Origin of the sequence: Pseudoalteromonas sp. MEBiC 03485, from assembly GCF_004195145.1 — a bacterium.
Classification (GTDB): domain Bacteria; phylum Pseudomonadota; class Gammaproteobacteria; order Enterobacterales; family Alteromonadaceae; genus Pseudoalteromonas; species Pseudoalteromonas apostichopi.
The window spans coordinates 153,348-169,934 of the sequence record NZ_SGBT01000001.1 but is presented as its reverse complement, the minus strand read 5'-3'; the positions used below and the strand labels follow the sequence as shown (position 1 = coordinate 169,934).

Sequence of the window (16,587 nt, the reverse complement as noted above, 5' to 3'; positions counted from 1 at the left end):
GTCTATTAATCTACGTAAAATTTTTGCTGAAACTTCAGCGTTTGTACTTTGCCATTTTGATTTATTTCGATATCAAAACGGTAGATTTCTTCGTTGCTATAATCGATTTGAGCTAGGTAATAAATTGCATCGCCTTCAACAACTTCTTTAAATTTAAGCTGCTTTTTATTGCCAAGCAAATTACGTGCTGTGCCTGTTAAAGTTGCAGTCTGTGCTGTTTTATCGCTGTTTTTTAATACCGAAATATTAATAATCCCTTTGCTAGGGCTACGCTCTAAATCGTAGTTTTTGGCGATATTAGGCTGGATAAAGGTCGATGGAAATGCAATGTAGTGAACTTCCCAAGGGCCAAGTTCCTTGTACTGAGCGCCTGCCTGTTCATCCGCTTTGGCATAGCTTGTAAATAAACTTAATACAATTAAAGAAAAATAAATAAATTGCTTCATGGTATATCTCACTTAACAAAAGAGGCCTTTCGGCCCCTTACTGCGTCACGTTAAACGTTTAGCCAATTAAATCCAACAATAGAAACTGTAAAAACTGTAGACCAATAATCAACACTAAGATTGATAAGTCTAAACCACCTAGTGGTGGAATAACCTTACGAATAGGGCGTAACATAGGTTCAGTTAGCTGGTGGAATACAGCTTCAATTGGGTTGTAACCCTGGCTTACCCAGCTTAGTAAAGCACGAATAATTAAAACCCAAAATAGTAAGTTTAAACCTTCTTTAACGACAGTTATTAAAGCCTGAATAAATACCGGACCTGGCGCCCAAGCATTATAAAACATCAGAAAAATAACACTGAGTTTCGCTACTGCAACTAAATAAGCAAGCACTAACGAAGCAATATCAAAGCCACCCACTCCTGGAATAATTTTACGAAGCGGGTTTACTGCGAACGAAGTGGCTTTCACCACAAACTGGCTCATAGGATTGTAAAAGTCAGCTTTTGCCGCTTGTAACCAAAAGCGTAAAAGGACCACCATTAAAAAGAGATCAAAAATAATCCCAACTAAAAAGTGCATGGCTTGCATAATTTTACCTTAAAAGTAAGCTTAAAGTTCTTTTTCCATCGCTTCAGCGCGGGCTATACAGGCATCCATTGCATCTGCAACAGTACCTACTAAACCTTGTGATTTTAGATGCTCAACCGCTTCGTGAGTGGTACCACCTTTAGAGGTTACATTTGCACGTAGCTGAGCAATACTGATGTCTGGTTGCGAAAGTGCCATTTCGGCTGCGCCTAGTGCAGTTTGTTGTACTAAACGGCGCGCATCTTCATCACTAAAGCCAAGTGCTTTAGCTTTTTCTTCGATAGCTTCCATAAATAAGAAGAAGTAAGCAGGTGATGAACCTGTAACAGCGATGATGTCGTTGATTTGTGACTCTTGCTCAACCCAAACAACAATGCCTGTACACTCAAAAACTTGTTGTACAAACTTGTGCTCTTCAGCGGTTTCGCCTGCGCCATATAGACCTGAAACACCACGACCGAGTAATGATGGTGTATTAGGCATACAACGCACCATTTTCACGTCTTGACCTAGCATTTCACGTAAACGGTTTACGCTAAGGCCCGCTGCCACTGAAATAAATAGCTTGTCGCTAAAATCAACGCCAGAGTCTTGGAATGATTGGCAAAGATCGCCCATCATTTGTGGTTTAACAGATAAGACAATTACATCAGCATCGCGAAGTGCCGCGTTGTTATCCGCGGTAGTTTGCACCCCGAAATCAGCAGCAACCTTAGCTAATTTTTCTTGGTTGCGATTGGTTGCAATGATGTTTTTAGCTGCAAAACCGTTCTTTACCATGCCGCCAATGATGGCGTAGCTCATGTTACCCGTGCCTATAAATGCGATTTTTTTGTCTGACATATGTCTGTTATCACCTTTTAATTTCGTTGGCCAAATATATCCGTGCCAATGCGTACCATGGTTGAACCCGCAGCAATCGCTGCTTCAACATCGTTACTCATACCCATCGACAAGGTGTCTACTTGGGGATATTGGGCCTTTAGTTTATCAAAGCAAGCGCTTAATTGCTCAAAATATTGTAATTGTAGCTGGGCATCATCGGTTTTGGCAGGAATAGCCATCAAACCTCGCAGGCATAAATTAGGGCATTGACTGATAAATTCGGCCAACGCCATTAGCTCGTCTGGGTGGCAGCCTGACTTAGCCTCTTCTAAACTAATATTAACTTGTATTAATACATTGAGTGGCGCTTTATCGGCTGGTCGTTGCTCATTAAGACGTTTTGCAATTTTTGTGCGGTCAACACTTTGCACCCAATCAAAATGAGAGGCTACTTGAGCACTTTTATTTGATTGAATAGGGCCAATAAAGTGCCAAATAATGTCTTTATAATCAGCCAATGCTGTTACTTTTGTTACCGCTTCTTGGACATAAGATTCGCCGAACTGGCGTTGGCCATGCTCATAGGCAGCAATAATATCGTCGGCAGGTTTTGTTTTTGAAACAGCCAATAGGTTGATTGATTGCTCATCGCGGCGATTATTTTTTGCAGCTTGAGCAATTCTTGCGTAGGCGGATGTAAGTCGTTCTGCTATTGTAACCATATAATTATCAGTTGGTTGTGGAGTCATAAATGGATATTACCGAATTATTGGCCTTTAGTGTGCAACACAAAGCCTCGGATTTACACTTGTCATCGGGCGTATCACCTATGATACGTGTTGATGGTGATGTGCGTCGTATTAATATTCCAGCATTAGAACAAAAAGATGTAAATAGTCTGGTATACGATATTATGAACGATAATCAGCGTAAGGACTACGAACAAAATCTCGAAGTGGATTTTTCTTTTGAAGTACCAAACCTTGCGCGTTTTCGTGTAAACGCATTTAACTCAAACCGTGGCCCAGCGGCGGTGTTTCGTACTATCCCAAGTGATGTTTTAACGCTTGATGACTTAGGTGCGCCTGATATTTTTAAAACCATTTCCGATAATCCGCGTGGTTTAGTGTTGGTTACAGGCCCGACTGGTTCTGGTAAATCAACTACCTTAGCGGCGATGGTTGATTATATTAATCAACATAAGCATCACCATATTTTAACTATCGAAGATCCTATCGAATTCGTGCACGAGAATAAGCTGAGTCTCATTAACCAACGCGAAGTTCATCGTGATACGCATAGCTTCTCTAATGCACTTAGAAGCGCATTACGTGAAGATCCGGATGTAATCTTGGTGGGTGAGCTTCGTGACCTTGAAACAATTCGCTTAGCGATGACCGCGGCAGAAACAGGTCACTTGGTGTTTGGTACCTTGCATACTACTTCTGCACCAAAAACTATCGACCGTATCATTGACGTATTCCCTGGTGAAGAAAAAGACATGGTGCGTTCAATGTTGTCTGAATCACTACGTGCCGTAATATCACAAACCTTACTTAAAAAAGTGGGCGGTGGCCGAGTAGCAGCCCATGAAATCATGATAGGTATTCCTGCTATCCGAAACCTAATCCGAGAAGATAAAATCGCGCAAATGTATTCATCAATTCAAACCGGTGCGTCCCATGGAATGCAGACCATGGATCAATGTTTAGCAAGCTTAGTTAACTTCGGTATTATTACAACCAATGATGCGCGTGCTAAAGCACAGGATAAAACCCAGTTTGGTGGTTAACGGAGTTATTTAAAATGTCTTTACCTTTAAATCATTTTTTACAAGTTATGATCGACAAAAAAGCGTCTGACTTGTTTGTTTCTAGCCAACTGCCTGTCAGTGCAAAAATAAACGGTGAGCTAGTACATCTTACCGATGAAAAGCTTTCTGATGAAGCTTCACTCGATTTGGTTGAGTCAGCCATGAGCGATAAGCAGCGTAAAGAATTTCATGATACTAAAGAGTGTAACTTTGCGATTGCAACTGATGAGGGCCGTTTCCGTGTTTCTGCTTTTTGGCAGCGTGACAGAGCTGGTATGGTTATTCGTCGTATCGTGACTCAGATACCTGATGTGAATGAGCTAGGGTTGCCGTCAACCTTAACCGATGTGATTATGGCTAAACGTGGTTTAGTTCTGTTTGTGGGTGGTACAGGTACGGGTAAATCGACCTCGCTCGCTGCGCTTTTAGGTTATCGTAACCGCAACCAGCGAGGTCATATTTTAACGATTGAAGATCCTATTGAATTTGTTCACGAGCATCGTAAAAGTATCATTACTCAACGTGAAGTAGGTTTAGATACAGAAAGCTTCGAATCAGCGCTAAAAAGCTCGTTGCGTCAAGCGCCTGATGTAATCTTAATTGGTGAAATACGCTCACAAGAAACCATGGAGTATGCATTAAGCTTTGCAGAAACAGGTCACTTGTGTGTGGCAACACTGCATGCGAATAATGCTAACCAAGCAATCGACCGTATTATGCACTTAGTACCTAAAGAAAAGCACGATAAGTTAAAATACGACTTAGCACTTAACCTTCGCGCTATTGTTGCTCAGCAGTTGGTTCCAACTGCCGATGGCGAAGGACGTGTAGCTGCTATCGAAATTTTGCTAAATTCACCTATGGTGGCAGAGCTTATTAAAAAAGGTGATGTTGGTTCTATCAAAGAAACCATGGCGAAATCGAAAGAAATGGGTATGCAGACCTTTGATCAAGCATTGTTTGAGCTTTATAAGCAGCGTCGCATTAACTACGCCGATGCGTTGCATCATGCTGATTCGCCAAATGACCTACGCTTAATGATTAAGCTACAAAACAATGAGCAAAGTGGCGCAGGCTTTTTACAAGGCGTGACTATCGATGGTCTTGATGGAAAGAGTGACACATAAATGGGATTGCGAGTAAGTTTAATCAGCTGGTTATTACTATTAGTGAGTACGTTTCATGTATACGGTAATGACAATAAAGGTGTGGTTATTTTTATTCGCGATGATGTTTATGACGATTACAGTCGCTTTTTGAATGGTCGTAAGCCTATTGAAGTTAAAGACTTCAGTGGTGCTTACATTCGTCGCGATGTAGTCGATATGATCATAGCTCAACAAGCATTGAATATAGGCGGCTACACTAAGCCATTTCGCTACCACAAAGGTAATGCTAATTACCGTAATACCAAGCTGTTAGAAGATGGCCAGCTTTTACTCAGCTTTGATAGTGTATGGTCTGTTGATGCAAAGTCGCTTGCAGAGTCGGTGTACATATCAGATCCTGTGATTCGAAATGGTGAGTATTTTGCGGGCATTTTTACCTCACCGAACAATAAAAAAGCGCTGCAAATAAAACAGCTTACTGACTTTAAGCAATTAACTGCGGTGTCAACGCCACGCTGGCAAACCGATTGGCAAACGTTATCGGCTCTGCCACTGAAAGAATTACTTAGAGAAGACGAGTGGCTAGGACAAGTCCGCACTGTATCGATGCAGTGGGTTGATTTTATGATGATGCCCCTGATGCCCAGCCTCAATAATCGTTATTCCTTAGAGAATATTGAATTGGTTGCTGTGCCTAACCTTTTACTTCAGCTTAAAGATAGCCGCCACTTTATCATTTCGAAGAGTCATCCCGATGGCAAAGAAGCCTTTGCTGCAATTCAAAAAGGGCTTGCACAACTTCGTCAATCAGGTGCAATTGAAAAAGCCTACCGAGAGGCAGGCTTTATTCCAGATTTAAAAGACTATATTGTGATTAACGAAGAGCGCTAGTCGCCGTAAAATTGTTCAAAGAAGCTTTCTAAGATGATCACTGCAGACATGTTATCAACATTGCCTTTACCAAGGTTTCGATAGCCACCTTGTTCGAATAAACGGGCTTTGGCATCTGCAGTCGTTAGTCGTTCGTCTTGAGTTTCAACCGGAATAGCAAAGTGGTTGTGTAAGCGATTAGAGAACTTCTTCGCTTTAAAGGTCACCTCTTGATTCGTACCATCCATATTAAGCGGTAAACCAACTACCATTAAATCAGGTTGCCATTCGTCCACTTGCTTTTTAATGAGCTGCCAATCAGGAATACCATCTTTCGCTTTTACTGCTTGTAAGCTTGATGCTGTTCCTGTGAGTTCTTGACCTATAGCTATACCAATGCTTTTGGTTCCAAAGTCAAAACCCATTACGGTGCGTTCACCCACCGGCTTAAAAGTTCGTTTTGTCATAGTCTTAAAATTTTAAATGTTAAGCGTGGCCTGCTTCAGAGCTTAATTGCCCGACATCAAAACCGAGCATAGAAACCGCTTTTTCCCAGCGTTTTTCGACTGGAGTATTAAAGATGATTTCAGGATCAGCTTTGATAATTAACCAGGAGTTTTCTAACAGCTCTTGTTCTAATTGGCCTTGATCCCAGCCAGCATAGCCAAGAGTGATAATAAATTGATCAGGTGCCTCACTTGTGGTTAAGCTTGCTAACACATCTTTTGAGGTCGTGATCATAATGTCACTGCTGAGCTTTTGACTCGCTGCATAACCAGGCTTTGGCGAATGTAAAACAAACCCGCGATCGGTTTTTACAGGTCCGCCAGCATACACAGCTAAGCCTGCAGCTTGTTTGCTTTTGTCGTTATCAATTTCGATTTTATCGAGTAGCTCGCCCACAGTGATGTTGATAGGCTGGTTAATCACCAAGCCCATTGCACCATCTTGATTGTGCTCACAAATATAAGTGACAGCACGCTTAAAAAAAGGGTCTTGCATGCTCGGCATCGCGATTAAGAAATGATTCTCTAATGACTGCATAGGTCGCCCCTTTTGTTGTTTAAATTAAGTATGGCTCAGTTTTCTTTCAATGGCATCAAATAAGTGACCAGTGATTGAAATATCATAAGCAGCTTCAATCTCTTTTACACACGTTGGCGCAGTGACATTGATTTCAGTTAAGCGGTCGCCAATGATATCTAGACCAACAAAAATAAGGCCTTTTTCTTTCAATGTCGGCGCAACTGCTTCAGCAATTTTGCGGTCAGAGTCGCTAATAGGGCGTGCTTCGCCACGACCACCCGCTGCTAAGTTACCGCGCGTTTCGCCATTTTGTGGAATACGCGCTAAGCAATATGGCATCACTTCACCATCAACTACAAGTACGCGTTTGTCGCCTTGTTTGATTTCAGGAATATAATTTTGTGCCATTGCAAAACGGTTACCATGCTCGGTTAATGTTTCGCAGATCACACCTATATTCGCATCATCCTCTTTAACACGAAAGATAGATGCCCCTCCCATGCCATCAAGCGGCTTTAAGATAATATCTTTATGCTCAGCTAAAAATGCACGAATGTCTGCTTGGCTTCGAGTTACCAACGTATCAGGGGTATGTTCGCTAAACCAAGCTGTAAATAGCTTTTCGTTGGCATCACGTAAGCTTTGAGGCTTGTTGATAATAAGAGTACCGGCTTGCTCGGCACGCTCTAAAATATAGGTTGCGTAGATATACTCAGTATCAAAAGGTGGATCTTTACGCATTAAAATTACGTCTAAATCAGCTAAAGCAATAGCGGCTTTTTCTTCTAACTCGTACCAGTGATTTACATCATCAAAAACACGGGCTTTGGCTGCAGTTGCATAGCCTTGACCTTGACGCAGAGACAGGTCATCCATTTCCATGTAGTAAATTTCGTAACCGCGCTTTTGTGCTTCCATCATCATTGCAAAGCCAGTGTCTTTTTTAATATTAAAGCCACTTATTGGATCAGAGATTATGCCTAACTTAATTGCCATTATTTTGCCTTAGAATCGTATGCCATACTGTGTTTTGTTACTTTGATATATGGGTGTTTTTACGGTTTTCAATTCGCTAAATCGCCAAACTGTAATTGCAGTGCGCTTAACACAGTCAGGGCCGCTGTTTCTGTCCGCAAAACACGAGGGCCTAAACGAATATCAACAAATTTTTGTTGTTTAGCTATATCGATTTCTTCATCGGTAAAACCACCTTCAGGACCCACTAAAAAACGCACGCCCTCGCTAGGCACATGAATAGTTTTAATGCTGTGCTCAGCACGTGGATGTAAGGTGAGTTTTATTGCTTCACTTGCTTGCTCTAACCATTCTTTTATATCGATAGGAGGATGTACAACTGGTACATAATTGCGGCCAGATTGTTCTGCTGCAGCAATTGCAATTTTTTGCCATTGTTGGTGTTTTTTCTGCAGTCTATCGCCACTGAGTTTTACACCACAACGTTGACTAAAAATAGGAGTGATTTCTGTGATACCTAACTCTACAGATTTTTGAATAGTGAAATCCATTTTATCGCCACGAGAAATACCTTGGCCCAAGTGAATTTTTAAAGGCGATTCAACATTATGATCAATAAATTCTTGTGGCTCGACCACCACATTTTTTTTGCTGACTTCAATAATCTCACTGAGGTATTCACCTCCTTCACCATTAAAAATCGAGACCTTATCACCGACTTGCATACGTAATACACGGCCAATGTGACCTGCTGCATCATCATCAAGTGTTAATGGTGTGTTTAAAGAAATCGCTGAGGGTTGGTAAATATGTGGAACTCGCATGGCTGTCACTTATCAATAATTTTAGCAATATGGTAAGTATACAGCGGTTTAGGTGCAATTATTTATTTGTTATTTAAACTCATCTTTGGCAGTTAAGGCGTGGGCAGTTGTTTCGGCTATTTCAGATTGGCAAGATAAGTGATTAATGTGAGCTGCATCAGGGCAGGGAGTAAAGCCAAATCCTTGTCCTTCTTGCTGCACTAAGTAACGTATTTTGTGCAATGAGTTATAGATAAACTTTTGTGCGTCGTCTGCCAGTTGGTAGTCAGTTTGGTTTATCAATACACCTTGTATGTTGTGATGTTCATGTAAATAGCTAGCTAATTCTGAAACACTAATCTCATTACTAAAATCACAGTAGCAATAATCTTTAACGAGTTGATCGAACATGAGCTTTACCATGCTACGGCTATTAGCTCCAGCCACCACAAGGGTTGAGTTTTCGGCATTTGCAAAATAGTGCTGAGCAAATGCACGACTAAACTCATTATCGATATCAACTAACAAATAATTATTAACTTTAAATGGCATAACGCCTCACGATTCAAGAACTTCCGTATCAAATTGAAAACATACTTATTAGTAAATAGCCTATTGCACCGAAAACGGCAAACTCAATACAGGCTATGCCAATGTTATCTTGGTGGTCTACTTCTAACGATGTGTCGATATTGGGTAAAGATATATATTTAATAATATAGCTCAAAATATACAACAATACCCACATTGCACCGCAATGAGATACTAGAGTGAATAAATTTTCTACCATCTTACCACTAATAAAGGATGCACTGGCAAGACCAGCATAACCCGCAAGTGCTAGGCCAATAGACTTACCCGCATAGCGAATACCAATAGAAGTATTTTCAAGATTAAAATTACTTTGTAGCGATGCTCCTTGGTTGGCTTTGGCAAAGCGATACTCTCGGATTTTACTATCAAGGGCAAACATACCTTGCAGCACAAAAAAGCTTACAGTGGCGATCAGCAAGCTGCTATAGCCTTGGGTATGGCACCAGTTATATAGACCAAGAGCAATAATACAGTTTGCGATTAACATGCCTGAGTCGACTAAAGCAGCACAGACATTTTGTTTTAATATGGCCGCTTCTTCGTTAAAGCGATGCAAAATCCATTTACGGTGAATTAAGTGACCTATTTTGATAAAGCTAAATAACAGCACAATAAGTAATAGGACCTTGAGCGGGTTAGACTGCGCTGCACTTAAGCTAATTTCATCAAATATATAGGCAATGGTAGCAATAACAACCATGATCTCACTGGCAAAGCTGATCCCCATAGCAAAGTTATCATGCTGTGCAAGCTCTTCTTTAAGCGCTTGTTTTGCTTTGATTTGCGTTAGAATACGTAGCAGTACTATAGTGACGCAAATTACAGCGAAACTAATAGCAATCGCGACTAAACTAGTGTTAGATAGTGATAAATATGACATGCAGGTCCCTGCTAAATAATTCTTTGATAATCATTCTAGTACGGTTATTGGCAAGTTAAAAGAGAGTATTTAATGAGTAATTTACACGCGCTTACCGAGTCACTACATCAGTTAGGCCAAACCCGCTTCGAGAGCCTGTATAAAGGGCAAGCGGAGCAAGAGAAAATTATTAACTTATTGTCTTTAAGTGACTTTGCGTGGAATTGCTTACAGTCTCAACCAGACCTAAAAGATTGGTTACTAGATGATAATGAACTCACTAACCGTACGATTGAAGCTCCGTTAAACAGTGCTGAAATTAGCGAACTTGACGACAATGCAGCGATGGCAAAGCTGCGCTTATATCGCGAAAAGTACTGGTTGAAAGTGGCTTTTCTTGATTTGTGTTGTGCTAACCCAATTGCTGACAGTATTGCTTATATCTCAGCGCTTGCAAACCAGCTTATCGATAGTGCTAATCAATGGGCATTTGCACAAGTAGCTAAAGTCAGCGGCATGCCGCTTGATGATGACGGTAATGCAATGCCAATGTTAGTTTTAGGCATGGGGAAACTTGGCGGAGGAGAACTTAACTACTCATCTGACATTGATTTAATTTTCTCTTATCCACGCGATGTTGCAACACAAGGTGGTCGCCGCTCCATTGAAGCCCAGGTGTTTTATACTAAAGTGGCGCAAAAACTAATTATGGCGCTTAACCAAACTACGGTAAATGGCCAAGTATTTCGGGTCGATATGCGTCTGCGCCCATTTGGTGAAAGTGGGCCTTTGGTGATGAGTTTTAATGCAATGGAAGACTATTACCAAGAGCAAGGGCGTGAGTGGGAACGTTATGCCATGCTAAAAGGGCGTTTAATTGGTTCAGAAAATCGTTATTGGGACGAGTTTTATGAATTGCTTCGCCCGTTCGTTTATCGTCGCTATATTGATTTCTCGGTGATTGAATCGTTACGTAAAATGAAGCAAATGATTGCTCAAGAGGTACGCCGAAAGCGCCTTACAAACAATATTAAATTGGGTGCAGGCGGCATTCGAGAAGTAGAGTTTATAGTGCAAGCTCTGCAAATGGTGCGAGGAGGGCGTGAAGCTAATTTACAAACTCAGTCATTATTGGTTGCTTTAAAAGAGCTCGTAAACAACCAAGTTATGTCGAATAAAGAAGCTGAGTTATTAACACAGAACTATTTAGATTTACGTCAAATTGAGCAGTACCTACAGATTTTCGATGATAAACAAACGCAAACCTTGCCTGATGACGAGCTAAACCAACAACGTTTATGTTATTTGCTCAACAAAGAAGATTTTAATCAGTGTTTAATTAGCATTGAGCAGACCATGTCCCAAGTACATAGTGAATTCGAACAAGTGATTGGCTTTGAAAGTGAAACGGCGGATCCTTGTGAAAGTGAGTATATTAGCGCTTGGGAAATGACTGATGTTAGCCTGATGTGTGAGCCGAACCTTGATTGGCAACCGGCGCTTGAAGATTTTAAAGCGCGATTAACTAAGGCGAAAATTGGCAGTCGAGGTCGTGATATCCTCGATAAATTAATGCCGCTTTTACTTAAACAACTCACTGTAACTAAAGCGAGCTGTGATGCCTTTACCATGATTTGCCAAGTACTGAATAAGATCATTTCACGAACCGCCTACTTGGAGCTGTTATACGAAAATCCCGGTGCGTTAAATCAGCTGGTTTCACTTTGTTGTCATAGTAAATGGATAGGTGAGCATATTTCTCGCTACCCAATTTTACTTGATGAGCTGATCGATCCTCAGGTGCTCTATAAACCGACGCCTCTGTCTGCTTACAAAAATGAAATTAGACAGTATTTCTTACGCATTGAGCATGGTGACTTAGAATTGCAAATGGAAGCACTTCGTCAGTTTAAACAAACACATCAATTACGTATTGCCGCAGCAGATGCAACAGGTGTTCTTAGTGTAATGAAAGTAAGTGATCACCTTACTGCGCTTGCTGAGGCTATTGTAGAGCAAGCTGTAAATATAGCATGGCATGCCTGTGTTGAGCGCTTTGGTCAGCCAGCGAATACTTCAGAGCAAGAAAAAGGCTTTGCAGTGATAGCGTATGGCAAAACGGGCGGTTTTGAAGTCGGTTACGATTCAGATCTTGATCTTGTGTTTGTGCATAACCACGATGGTAGCAGTTACACTGATGGTGATAAGTCGATTGATTCTAGGCAGTTCTACTTAAAGCTGGCGCAGCGCTTAATGCACTTATTCAATACTCGCACCGCTTCTGGCATTTTGTATGAGCTTGATACTCGCTTAAGGCCTGAAGGAGCGTCTGGGCTACTGGCTATTAATCTAGAAAGCTTTTATCACTATCAACAAACTCAAGCATGGACTTGGGAGCATCAAGCACTAGTCCGCTCACGAATGATTTATGGGCAAACCTCATTGAGCGAGCGTTTTGCACAAATTCGCAAAGACGTTTTATGCCAAGCCCGCGATAATGAAAAGCTGAAAACAGATGTCGTTGAGATGCGTGAAAAAATGCGCGCTCACCTTGCTAAAGGGAATGATGAGCTATTTGACTTAAAACAAGATAGGGGCGGTATTACAGATATTGAGTTTATCACTCAGTACTTGGTGTTGAATAATGCTATGCAGCACCCTGAGCTAACTACTTGGTCTGATAATGTGCGTATTTTAGCTGATGCAGCTCGTTTGGATTGTATCAGTGAACAAATGCAGCAAGAGTTAATCGCTGCGTATATTGCGTATCGTTCACGCTATCATGTGATGAGTTTGAATCAGCAAGGGCGTTGTGCGCCACGTGCTGAGTTAACTCAGCACATCGACTTAGTAAGTCAGGCGTGGCAGCAGGTGTTTTAGCTTTTTAAGCGACGGCAGTTTTCGCGCACATAAGCTGAGGGCAGCTCGGTTATTACCGCTGCTCTTTGCTTAAAGCAGAAGTAAGTGTAAACCTCATTTTCGAAATCATCGTTGATGGCGCGGCCAACTTGGTAAAGTGTTGAGACAAAATTACTATCAACGCGAAAATGGTCTTTTACCACATAGTCTTTACTTAAATACCAGTACAGCACGATATCTTCGTGGCGGGCATAATCCGCGAGTACATCTTTTAGAGTATTACCACTTTCAAAACGACGTGGTTGAATCTCTCCAGTCCAGTTTGGCGATGAAGGATCGACTACTTTTTCACGTTCAAAAAGTGCTACATCAAGGCTGGTTTCTGGCGTAGGCAATTTAAGAACGTACTTATCTCGTTCGTTATTTTTGTCATTTACTTGGTTACGTAGTGCTGCATAAAAGCGCGATAAGCCTTGTGCCGCAGCATTCTTAGTATCTTTCATGTCCATTACTGGACCACTACCGAATAAAAAGTAAATAGCAGCAGCAATTAAAATAAATGCTAGTGATAAATGCTTAACCCAGAACCACATTTCTAATACTCTTGTTGTTGATTAGCTTTATAAAACCATACAAACAGCAAAATGTCACTCTACTTGTAATAAGAAGGGGCATTCTTGTCTGGACGGGTTTTAAAGCGGCGATGTAGCCACATGTACTGTTCTGGCGCTAAATCGATGGCTTGCTCCATACGTTGATTTACATGAGTAACATCAACAAGATCATCACCACTTGGGAAGTTTTCAAGAGCAGGTAACACTTCTAGGTGGTAGCGACCATTTTCATCACGACGACTAGTTAAACTCACCGTTTCGCAGTTGCGGCTACTTGAAAATAGCAGCGTCCCCGTTGTTGTTGCAGCTTCTTTTACCGCATAAAAGGGGGCAAATTCACAGCGTTTACGGCCGTAATCTTGATCTGGCAAGTAGTAGCAAACTTTTTTATTTTTAAGTGCTTTTAATAAGCCTTTGACATCTTTTTTGCCAATTAAGTATTCGTTTGAACGAAGACGACCGTTAGTCGTGAAATATTCCATCAAAGGGTTATTGTGTGGGCGATAAAAGCCAATACCTTGGTGTTTTACACCCATAATACGGCTCGCCATTTCTAAGTGTAAAAAGTGTGGCACAAGTAACAGAACACCTTTACCTGCTTGCTGAGCCTTTTCAAAGTGCTCAAGACCTTTAACTGAACCAAACACTTTATTGATACGCCACTGGGGCCACCACCAAGCCATGCCGGTTTCCATCATTGCAATACCGGTATTTTCCATATTTTTAAGTACTAATTCACGTTGTTCATGTTCTGGCATATCAGGAAAACATAAACGAATATTCACTTCAGCAATATGACGGCGGCGCTTCATAAAACGGTGTACTAAACGACCAAGTAGTTTTCCAAGCGCTAGTTGTAATTTATGTGGTAACCAAGAGATAAGATATAAAAAGAACACGCCAACCCAAGTTAACCAGTAACGAGGGCCTAAAAAAGACGCCTTAAAAGGAGATGAACTAACCACAAAAAAATCTCTGAAAATAAAAAAGCTAGTTTAACTGTATGTCTTTAAAAATACAAAAAAGCCAGCACGAGGCTGGCTTTTAAATAAGGACTCATTAGAAGAAATTACTAGATTTCTTTTAAACCTTGGTTAATTGCCGCAAGGTCTTCGCTTGTTAGTGTACCAGCAGCTTGCTTCAAACGAAGTGTTGAAACAACATAGCGGTAACGAACGTTTGCTAAATTACTTTTTGCATTATAAAGGTTTTGCGTGCTGATCAGTACGTCTACGATAGTACGTGTACCAACTTCAAAGCCTGCTTCAGTTGCTTTAAGCGCACTTTCAGCAGAAACAACAGCTTGTTGTAGAGCTTTATAAGTTGCGATGTCAGATACCACTTGGTTGTATGATGTGATAACTGAGCGGGTTACTGCACGTAAGCTTGCTTCTAAGTCTTCACTTGCCGCGACATAGTAAGCACGAGCTTGCTCAGTTGCAGCGGTAGTTGCACCACCTGAGTAGATAGGCAGGCTAAAGTTTACGCCAATTTTAGCACTATCTTCACGTGGCTTATGTGAGTTACTGTTTAAGTCAGTTAGGCTGTCACCATATGAAGCATTTAATGTTAGCTTCGGATAATGCCCCGCTTTTGCTAAATCGATTTGATCTTTAGCAATATCAACCGTGACTTTTGAAACTTGCAGATTTAAGTTGTTGTCTTTTGCAATTTCGATGTAGTCAGTTGACTGTTTTTTAGGTGCAACCGTTGAAAACGTTTCGGTATTCAACATATCTAATTTAGCGTGGTATTTACCTGTGATTTCGCGAAGCTGCTCACGAGCTGTTTCAACACTATTCTTAGCAACAATTTCTTGCGCAACAGAGTTATCGTACTGAGCTTGTGCTTCGTGAACATCAGTAATCGCTGTTAAACCAACCGCATAACGTTCTTTTGTTTGTTGCAATTGGCGCTCGATAGCGCGCTTTTCTGCTTGTACGAACTCAAGGTTATCGATTGCACTTAGTACGTTGAAGTAACCCTCAGCAACACGAACGATTAAATCTTGGCGAGCAAAGTCGTACTGAGCATTTGCTTGTAGTGCTTGTTTATCTGCAATACCAAGTGAATTCCATGCGCCTAAATCAAACAGTGTTTGGTTTAAGCTGATACTACGGCTAAACTCATCAGGATCATAGTCATAACCGGTATAACCCGTTGCATCATTACCGTCATAAAGATCTGATTTGGTTGATTGGTAACCAAGGCTTAAACCAATTTGTGGTAATAGTGCACTTAACGCGCGATCGCTCTCATAGGCTTGCGCATCTGCTTGGGCTTTTGCTTTAAGTACGGTAGGATCGTTTGCCGTAGCAATCTCGTATACTTGCAGTAAGTCTTCAGCATAACTAGCTGTTGCAGTCAGTGCGCTTGAAAACCCGATCAGCGCAGCGAGTAGTGTTTTTTTCATTGTTCGTTCAGTCCTTAGACAATTTTGTACTGTCACCATGGTACTCTTTTTTAATGAATAACCAAAAAAAAATTACGTAAATCTGCATGTCCAAGTGTAACAGAATATAATTGGCCGTAACATTTACTTAAAACGTAAAGGAAATAGTGAATGAAAATATCAGCAATCTCACAATTTAACCATGATGACATAGAGTTAAAGCCGATTGAGCGTGTTTATGATGGTTTCTTTAAAATTAATACTTATCGCTTTCATCATGCATTGTTTGCTGGTGGTAAATCGGTAGAAGTTAAACGCGAAATATTAGAACGTGGTCATGCTGTTGCAGTACTTCCTTATGACCCTACGACCGACCAAGTTTTATTAATCGAGCAAATCCGAATAGGTGCGTTAGCATCCAAGCAGTCACCTTGGTTGCTTGAGTGTATTGCAGGCATGGCTGATGGCAGTACTGATTACGAAGATGTTGCTAAGCGAGAAGCATTTGAAGAAGCGGGCATTGAGCTTAATGAGCTAGAATTTATGATGTCTTACCTTTCAAGCCCAGGTGGTACAACTGAGCGTTTGTATTTATATTTAGCACGCACTGACTTAGCTGGGTATCAAGGTGGAATTTTTGGTCTAGATAATGAAGATGAAGATATCAAAACTCATGTAATGTCATACGATGAGGCTATGTTACGTTTAGAGCAAGGTGAAATAGACAATGCTGCCACAGTTATCTCATTACAGTGGTTAGCACTGAATAAGCAACGTATACTGTCTGATTGGAAAAACTCATAGGGGATT

18 protein-coding genes are annotated in these 16,587 nt (G+C 41.1%); 5 read left to right on the top strand and 13 right to left on the bottom strand.

All coding sequences use genetic code 11. The features are described from left to right. Window positions 1-5 precede the first annotated feature (5 nt). Genes EVU92_RS00760 through EVU92_RS00745 form a run of 4 tightly spaced genes read right to left on the bottom strand, consistent with a single transcriptional unit; the run spans window position 6 to window position 2,612 of the window. Window positions 6-446, bottom strand: a complete 441-nt coding sequence (locus EVU92_RS00760) for a DUF4426 domain-containing protein (protein WP_130049646.1) — start codon at window positions 444-446, stop codon at window positions 6-8. Between the two features lie 58 nt (window positions 447-504). Continuing rightward, window positions 505-1,038 (bottom strand): YggT family protein, encoded by a 534-nt coding sequence (locus EVU92_RS00755; protein WP_130049645.1) that lies wholly within the window; start codon window positions 1,036-1,038, stop codon window positions 505-507. A 21-nt stretch (window positions 1,039-1,059) separates the two neighbouring features. Next, window positions 1,060-1,881, bottom strand: a complete 822-nt coding sequence (gene proC / locus EVU92_RS00750) for a pyrroline-5-carboxylate reductase (RefSeq protein ID WP_130049644.1) — start codon at window positions 1,879-1,881, stop codon at window positions 1,060-1,062. Window positions 1,882-1,898: 17 nt separating this feature from the next. Then, on the bottom strand, window positions 1,899-2,612 hold the full coding sequence (locus EVU92_RS00745; protein ID WP_130049643.1) for a YggS family pyridoxal phosphate-dependent enzyme: 714 nt from the start codon (window positions 2,610-2,612) through the stop codon (window positions 1,899-1,901). Window positions 2,613-2,614: 2 nt separating this feature from the next. On the opposite strand from EVU92_RS00745, the gene EVU92_RS00740 reads away from it, so the two are divergent. From EVU92_RS00740 to EVU92_RS00730, 3 genes are read left to right on the top strand one after another with little or no spacing between them, the layout of a single operon-like run. Beyond that, complete coding sequence (locus tag EVU92_RS00740; protein ID WP_130049642.1) at window positions 2,615-3,655, top strand: type IV pilus twitching motility protein PilT; 1,041 nt, start codon at window positions 2,615-2,617, stop codon at window positions 3,653-3,655. 14 nt (window positions 3,656-3,669) lie between these two features. Then, window positions 3,670-4,803, top strand: coding sequence for a PilT/PilU family type 4a pilus ATPase (locus EVU92_RS00735; protein ID WP_130049641.1), 1,134 nt, complete (start codon window positions 3,670-3,672; stop codon window positions 4,801-4,803). Next, window positions 4,804-5,676 carry a hypothetical protein gene (locus tag EVU92_RS00730; protein ID WP_130049640.1) on the top strand — a complete coding sequence of 291 codons (873 nt, stop codon included), beginning with the start codon at window positions 4,804-4,806 and terminating at the stop codon, window positions 5,674-5,676. Here the strand turns inward: EVU92_RS00730 and ruvX are convergent. The 6 genes from ruvX to EVU92_RS00700 all read right to left on the bottom strand — a co-directional run bounded on the left by ruvX (window position 5,673) and on the right by EVU92_RS00700 (window position 9,933). Then, entirely contained in the window at window positions 5,673-6,122 is a 450-nt protein-coding gene (gene ruvX, locus EVU92_RS00725; protein WP_130049639.1) for a Holliday junction resolvase RuvX, read from the bottom strand. The two genes, EVU92_RS00730 and ruvX, sit on opposite strands and share 4 nt — an antisense overlap. A 19-nt stretch (window positions 6,123-6,141) precedes the next feature. After that, complete coding sequence (locus EVU92_RS00720; protein WP_130049638.1) at window positions 6,142-6,699, bottom strand: YqgE/AlgH family protein; 558 nt, start codon at window positions 6,697-6,699, stop codon at window positions 6,142-6,144. A 24-nt stretch (window positions 6,700-6,723) separates the two neighbouring features. Continuing rightward, window positions 6,724-7,677 carry a glutathione synthase gene (gshB, locus tag EVU92_RS00715; RefSeq protein ID WP_130049637.1) on the bottom strand — a complete coding sequence of 318 codons (954 nt, stop codon included), beginning with the start codon at window positions 7,675-7,677 and terminating at the stop codon, window positions 6,724-6,726. A 68-nt stretch (window positions 7,678-7,745) separates the two neighbouring features. Then, window positions 7,746-8,480 (bottom strand): 16S rRNA (uracil(1498)-N(3))-methyltransferase, encoded by a 735-nt coding sequence (gene rsmE / locus EVU92_RS00710; protein WP_130049636.1) that lies wholly within the window; start codon window positions 8,478-8,480, stop codon window positions 7,746-7,748. 69 nt (window positions 8,481-8,549) lie between these two features. Beyond that, window positions 8,550-9,011, bottom strand: a complete 462-nt coding sequence (locus EVU92_RS00705) for a hypothetical protein (RefSeq protein ID WP_130049635.1) — start codon at window positions 9,009-9,011, stop codon at window positions 8,550-8,552. A gap of 28 nt (window positions 9,012-9,039) precedes the next feature. Beyond that, on the bottom strand, window positions 9,040-9,933 hold the full coding sequence (locus tag EVU92_RS00700) for a hypothetical protein (protein WP_130049634.1): 894 nt from the start codon (window positions 9,931-9,933) through the stop codon (window positions 9,040-9,042). 72 nt (window positions 9,934-10,005) lie between these two features. On the opposite strand from EVU92_RS00700, the gene glnE reads away from it, so the two are divergent. Further along, window positions 10,006-12,792 (top strand): bifunctional [glutamate--ammonia ligase]-adenylyl-L-tyrosine phosphorylase/[glutamate--ammonia-ligase] adenylyltransferase, encoded by a 2,787-nt coding sequence (gene glnE, locus EVU92_RS00695; protein ID WP_130049633.1) that lies wholly within the window; start codon window positions 10,006-10,008, stop codon window positions 12,790-12,792. On the opposite strand, the gene EVU92_RS00690 is transcribed toward glnE, so the two are convergent. The 3 genes from EVU92_RS00690 to tolC form a co-directional block, all read right to left on the bottom strand. Further along, complete coding sequence (locus EVU92_RS00690) at window positions 12,789-13,364, bottom strand: TcpQ domain-containing protein (protein WP_130049632.1); 576 nt, start codon at window positions 13,362-13,364, stop codon at window positions 12,789-12,791. The two genes, glnE and EVU92_RS00690, sit on opposite strands and share 4 nt — an antisense overlap. Before the next feature lie 59 nt (window positions 13,365-13,423). Further along, window positions 13,424-14,350: an LpxL/LpxP family Kdo(2)-lipid IV(A) lauroyl/palmitoleoyl acyltransferase gene (lpxL, locus tag EVU92_RS00685; RefSeq protein ID WP_130049631.1), complete on the bottom strand. Its 927-nt coding sequence runs from the start codon at window positions 14,348-14,350 to the stop codon at window positions 13,424-13,426. Window positions 14,351-14,457: 107 nt separating this feature from the next. Further along, a complete protein-coding gene (tolC, locus tag EVU92_RS00680) occupies window positions 14,458-15,798 on the bottom strand; it encodes an outer membrane channel protein TolC (RefSeq protein ID WP_130049630.1) in 1,341 nt (446 codons plus the stop codon). Between the two features lie 150 nt (window positions 15,799-15,948). Between tolC and EVU92_RS00675 the strand changes: the two genes are divergently transcribed. Next, a complete protein-coding gene (locus EVU92_RS00675) occupies window positions 15,949-16,581 on the top strand; it encodes an NUDIX domain-containing protein (RefSeq protein WP_130049629.1) in 633 nt (210 codons plus the stop codon). Window positions 16,582-16,587 lie beyond the last annotated feature (6 nt).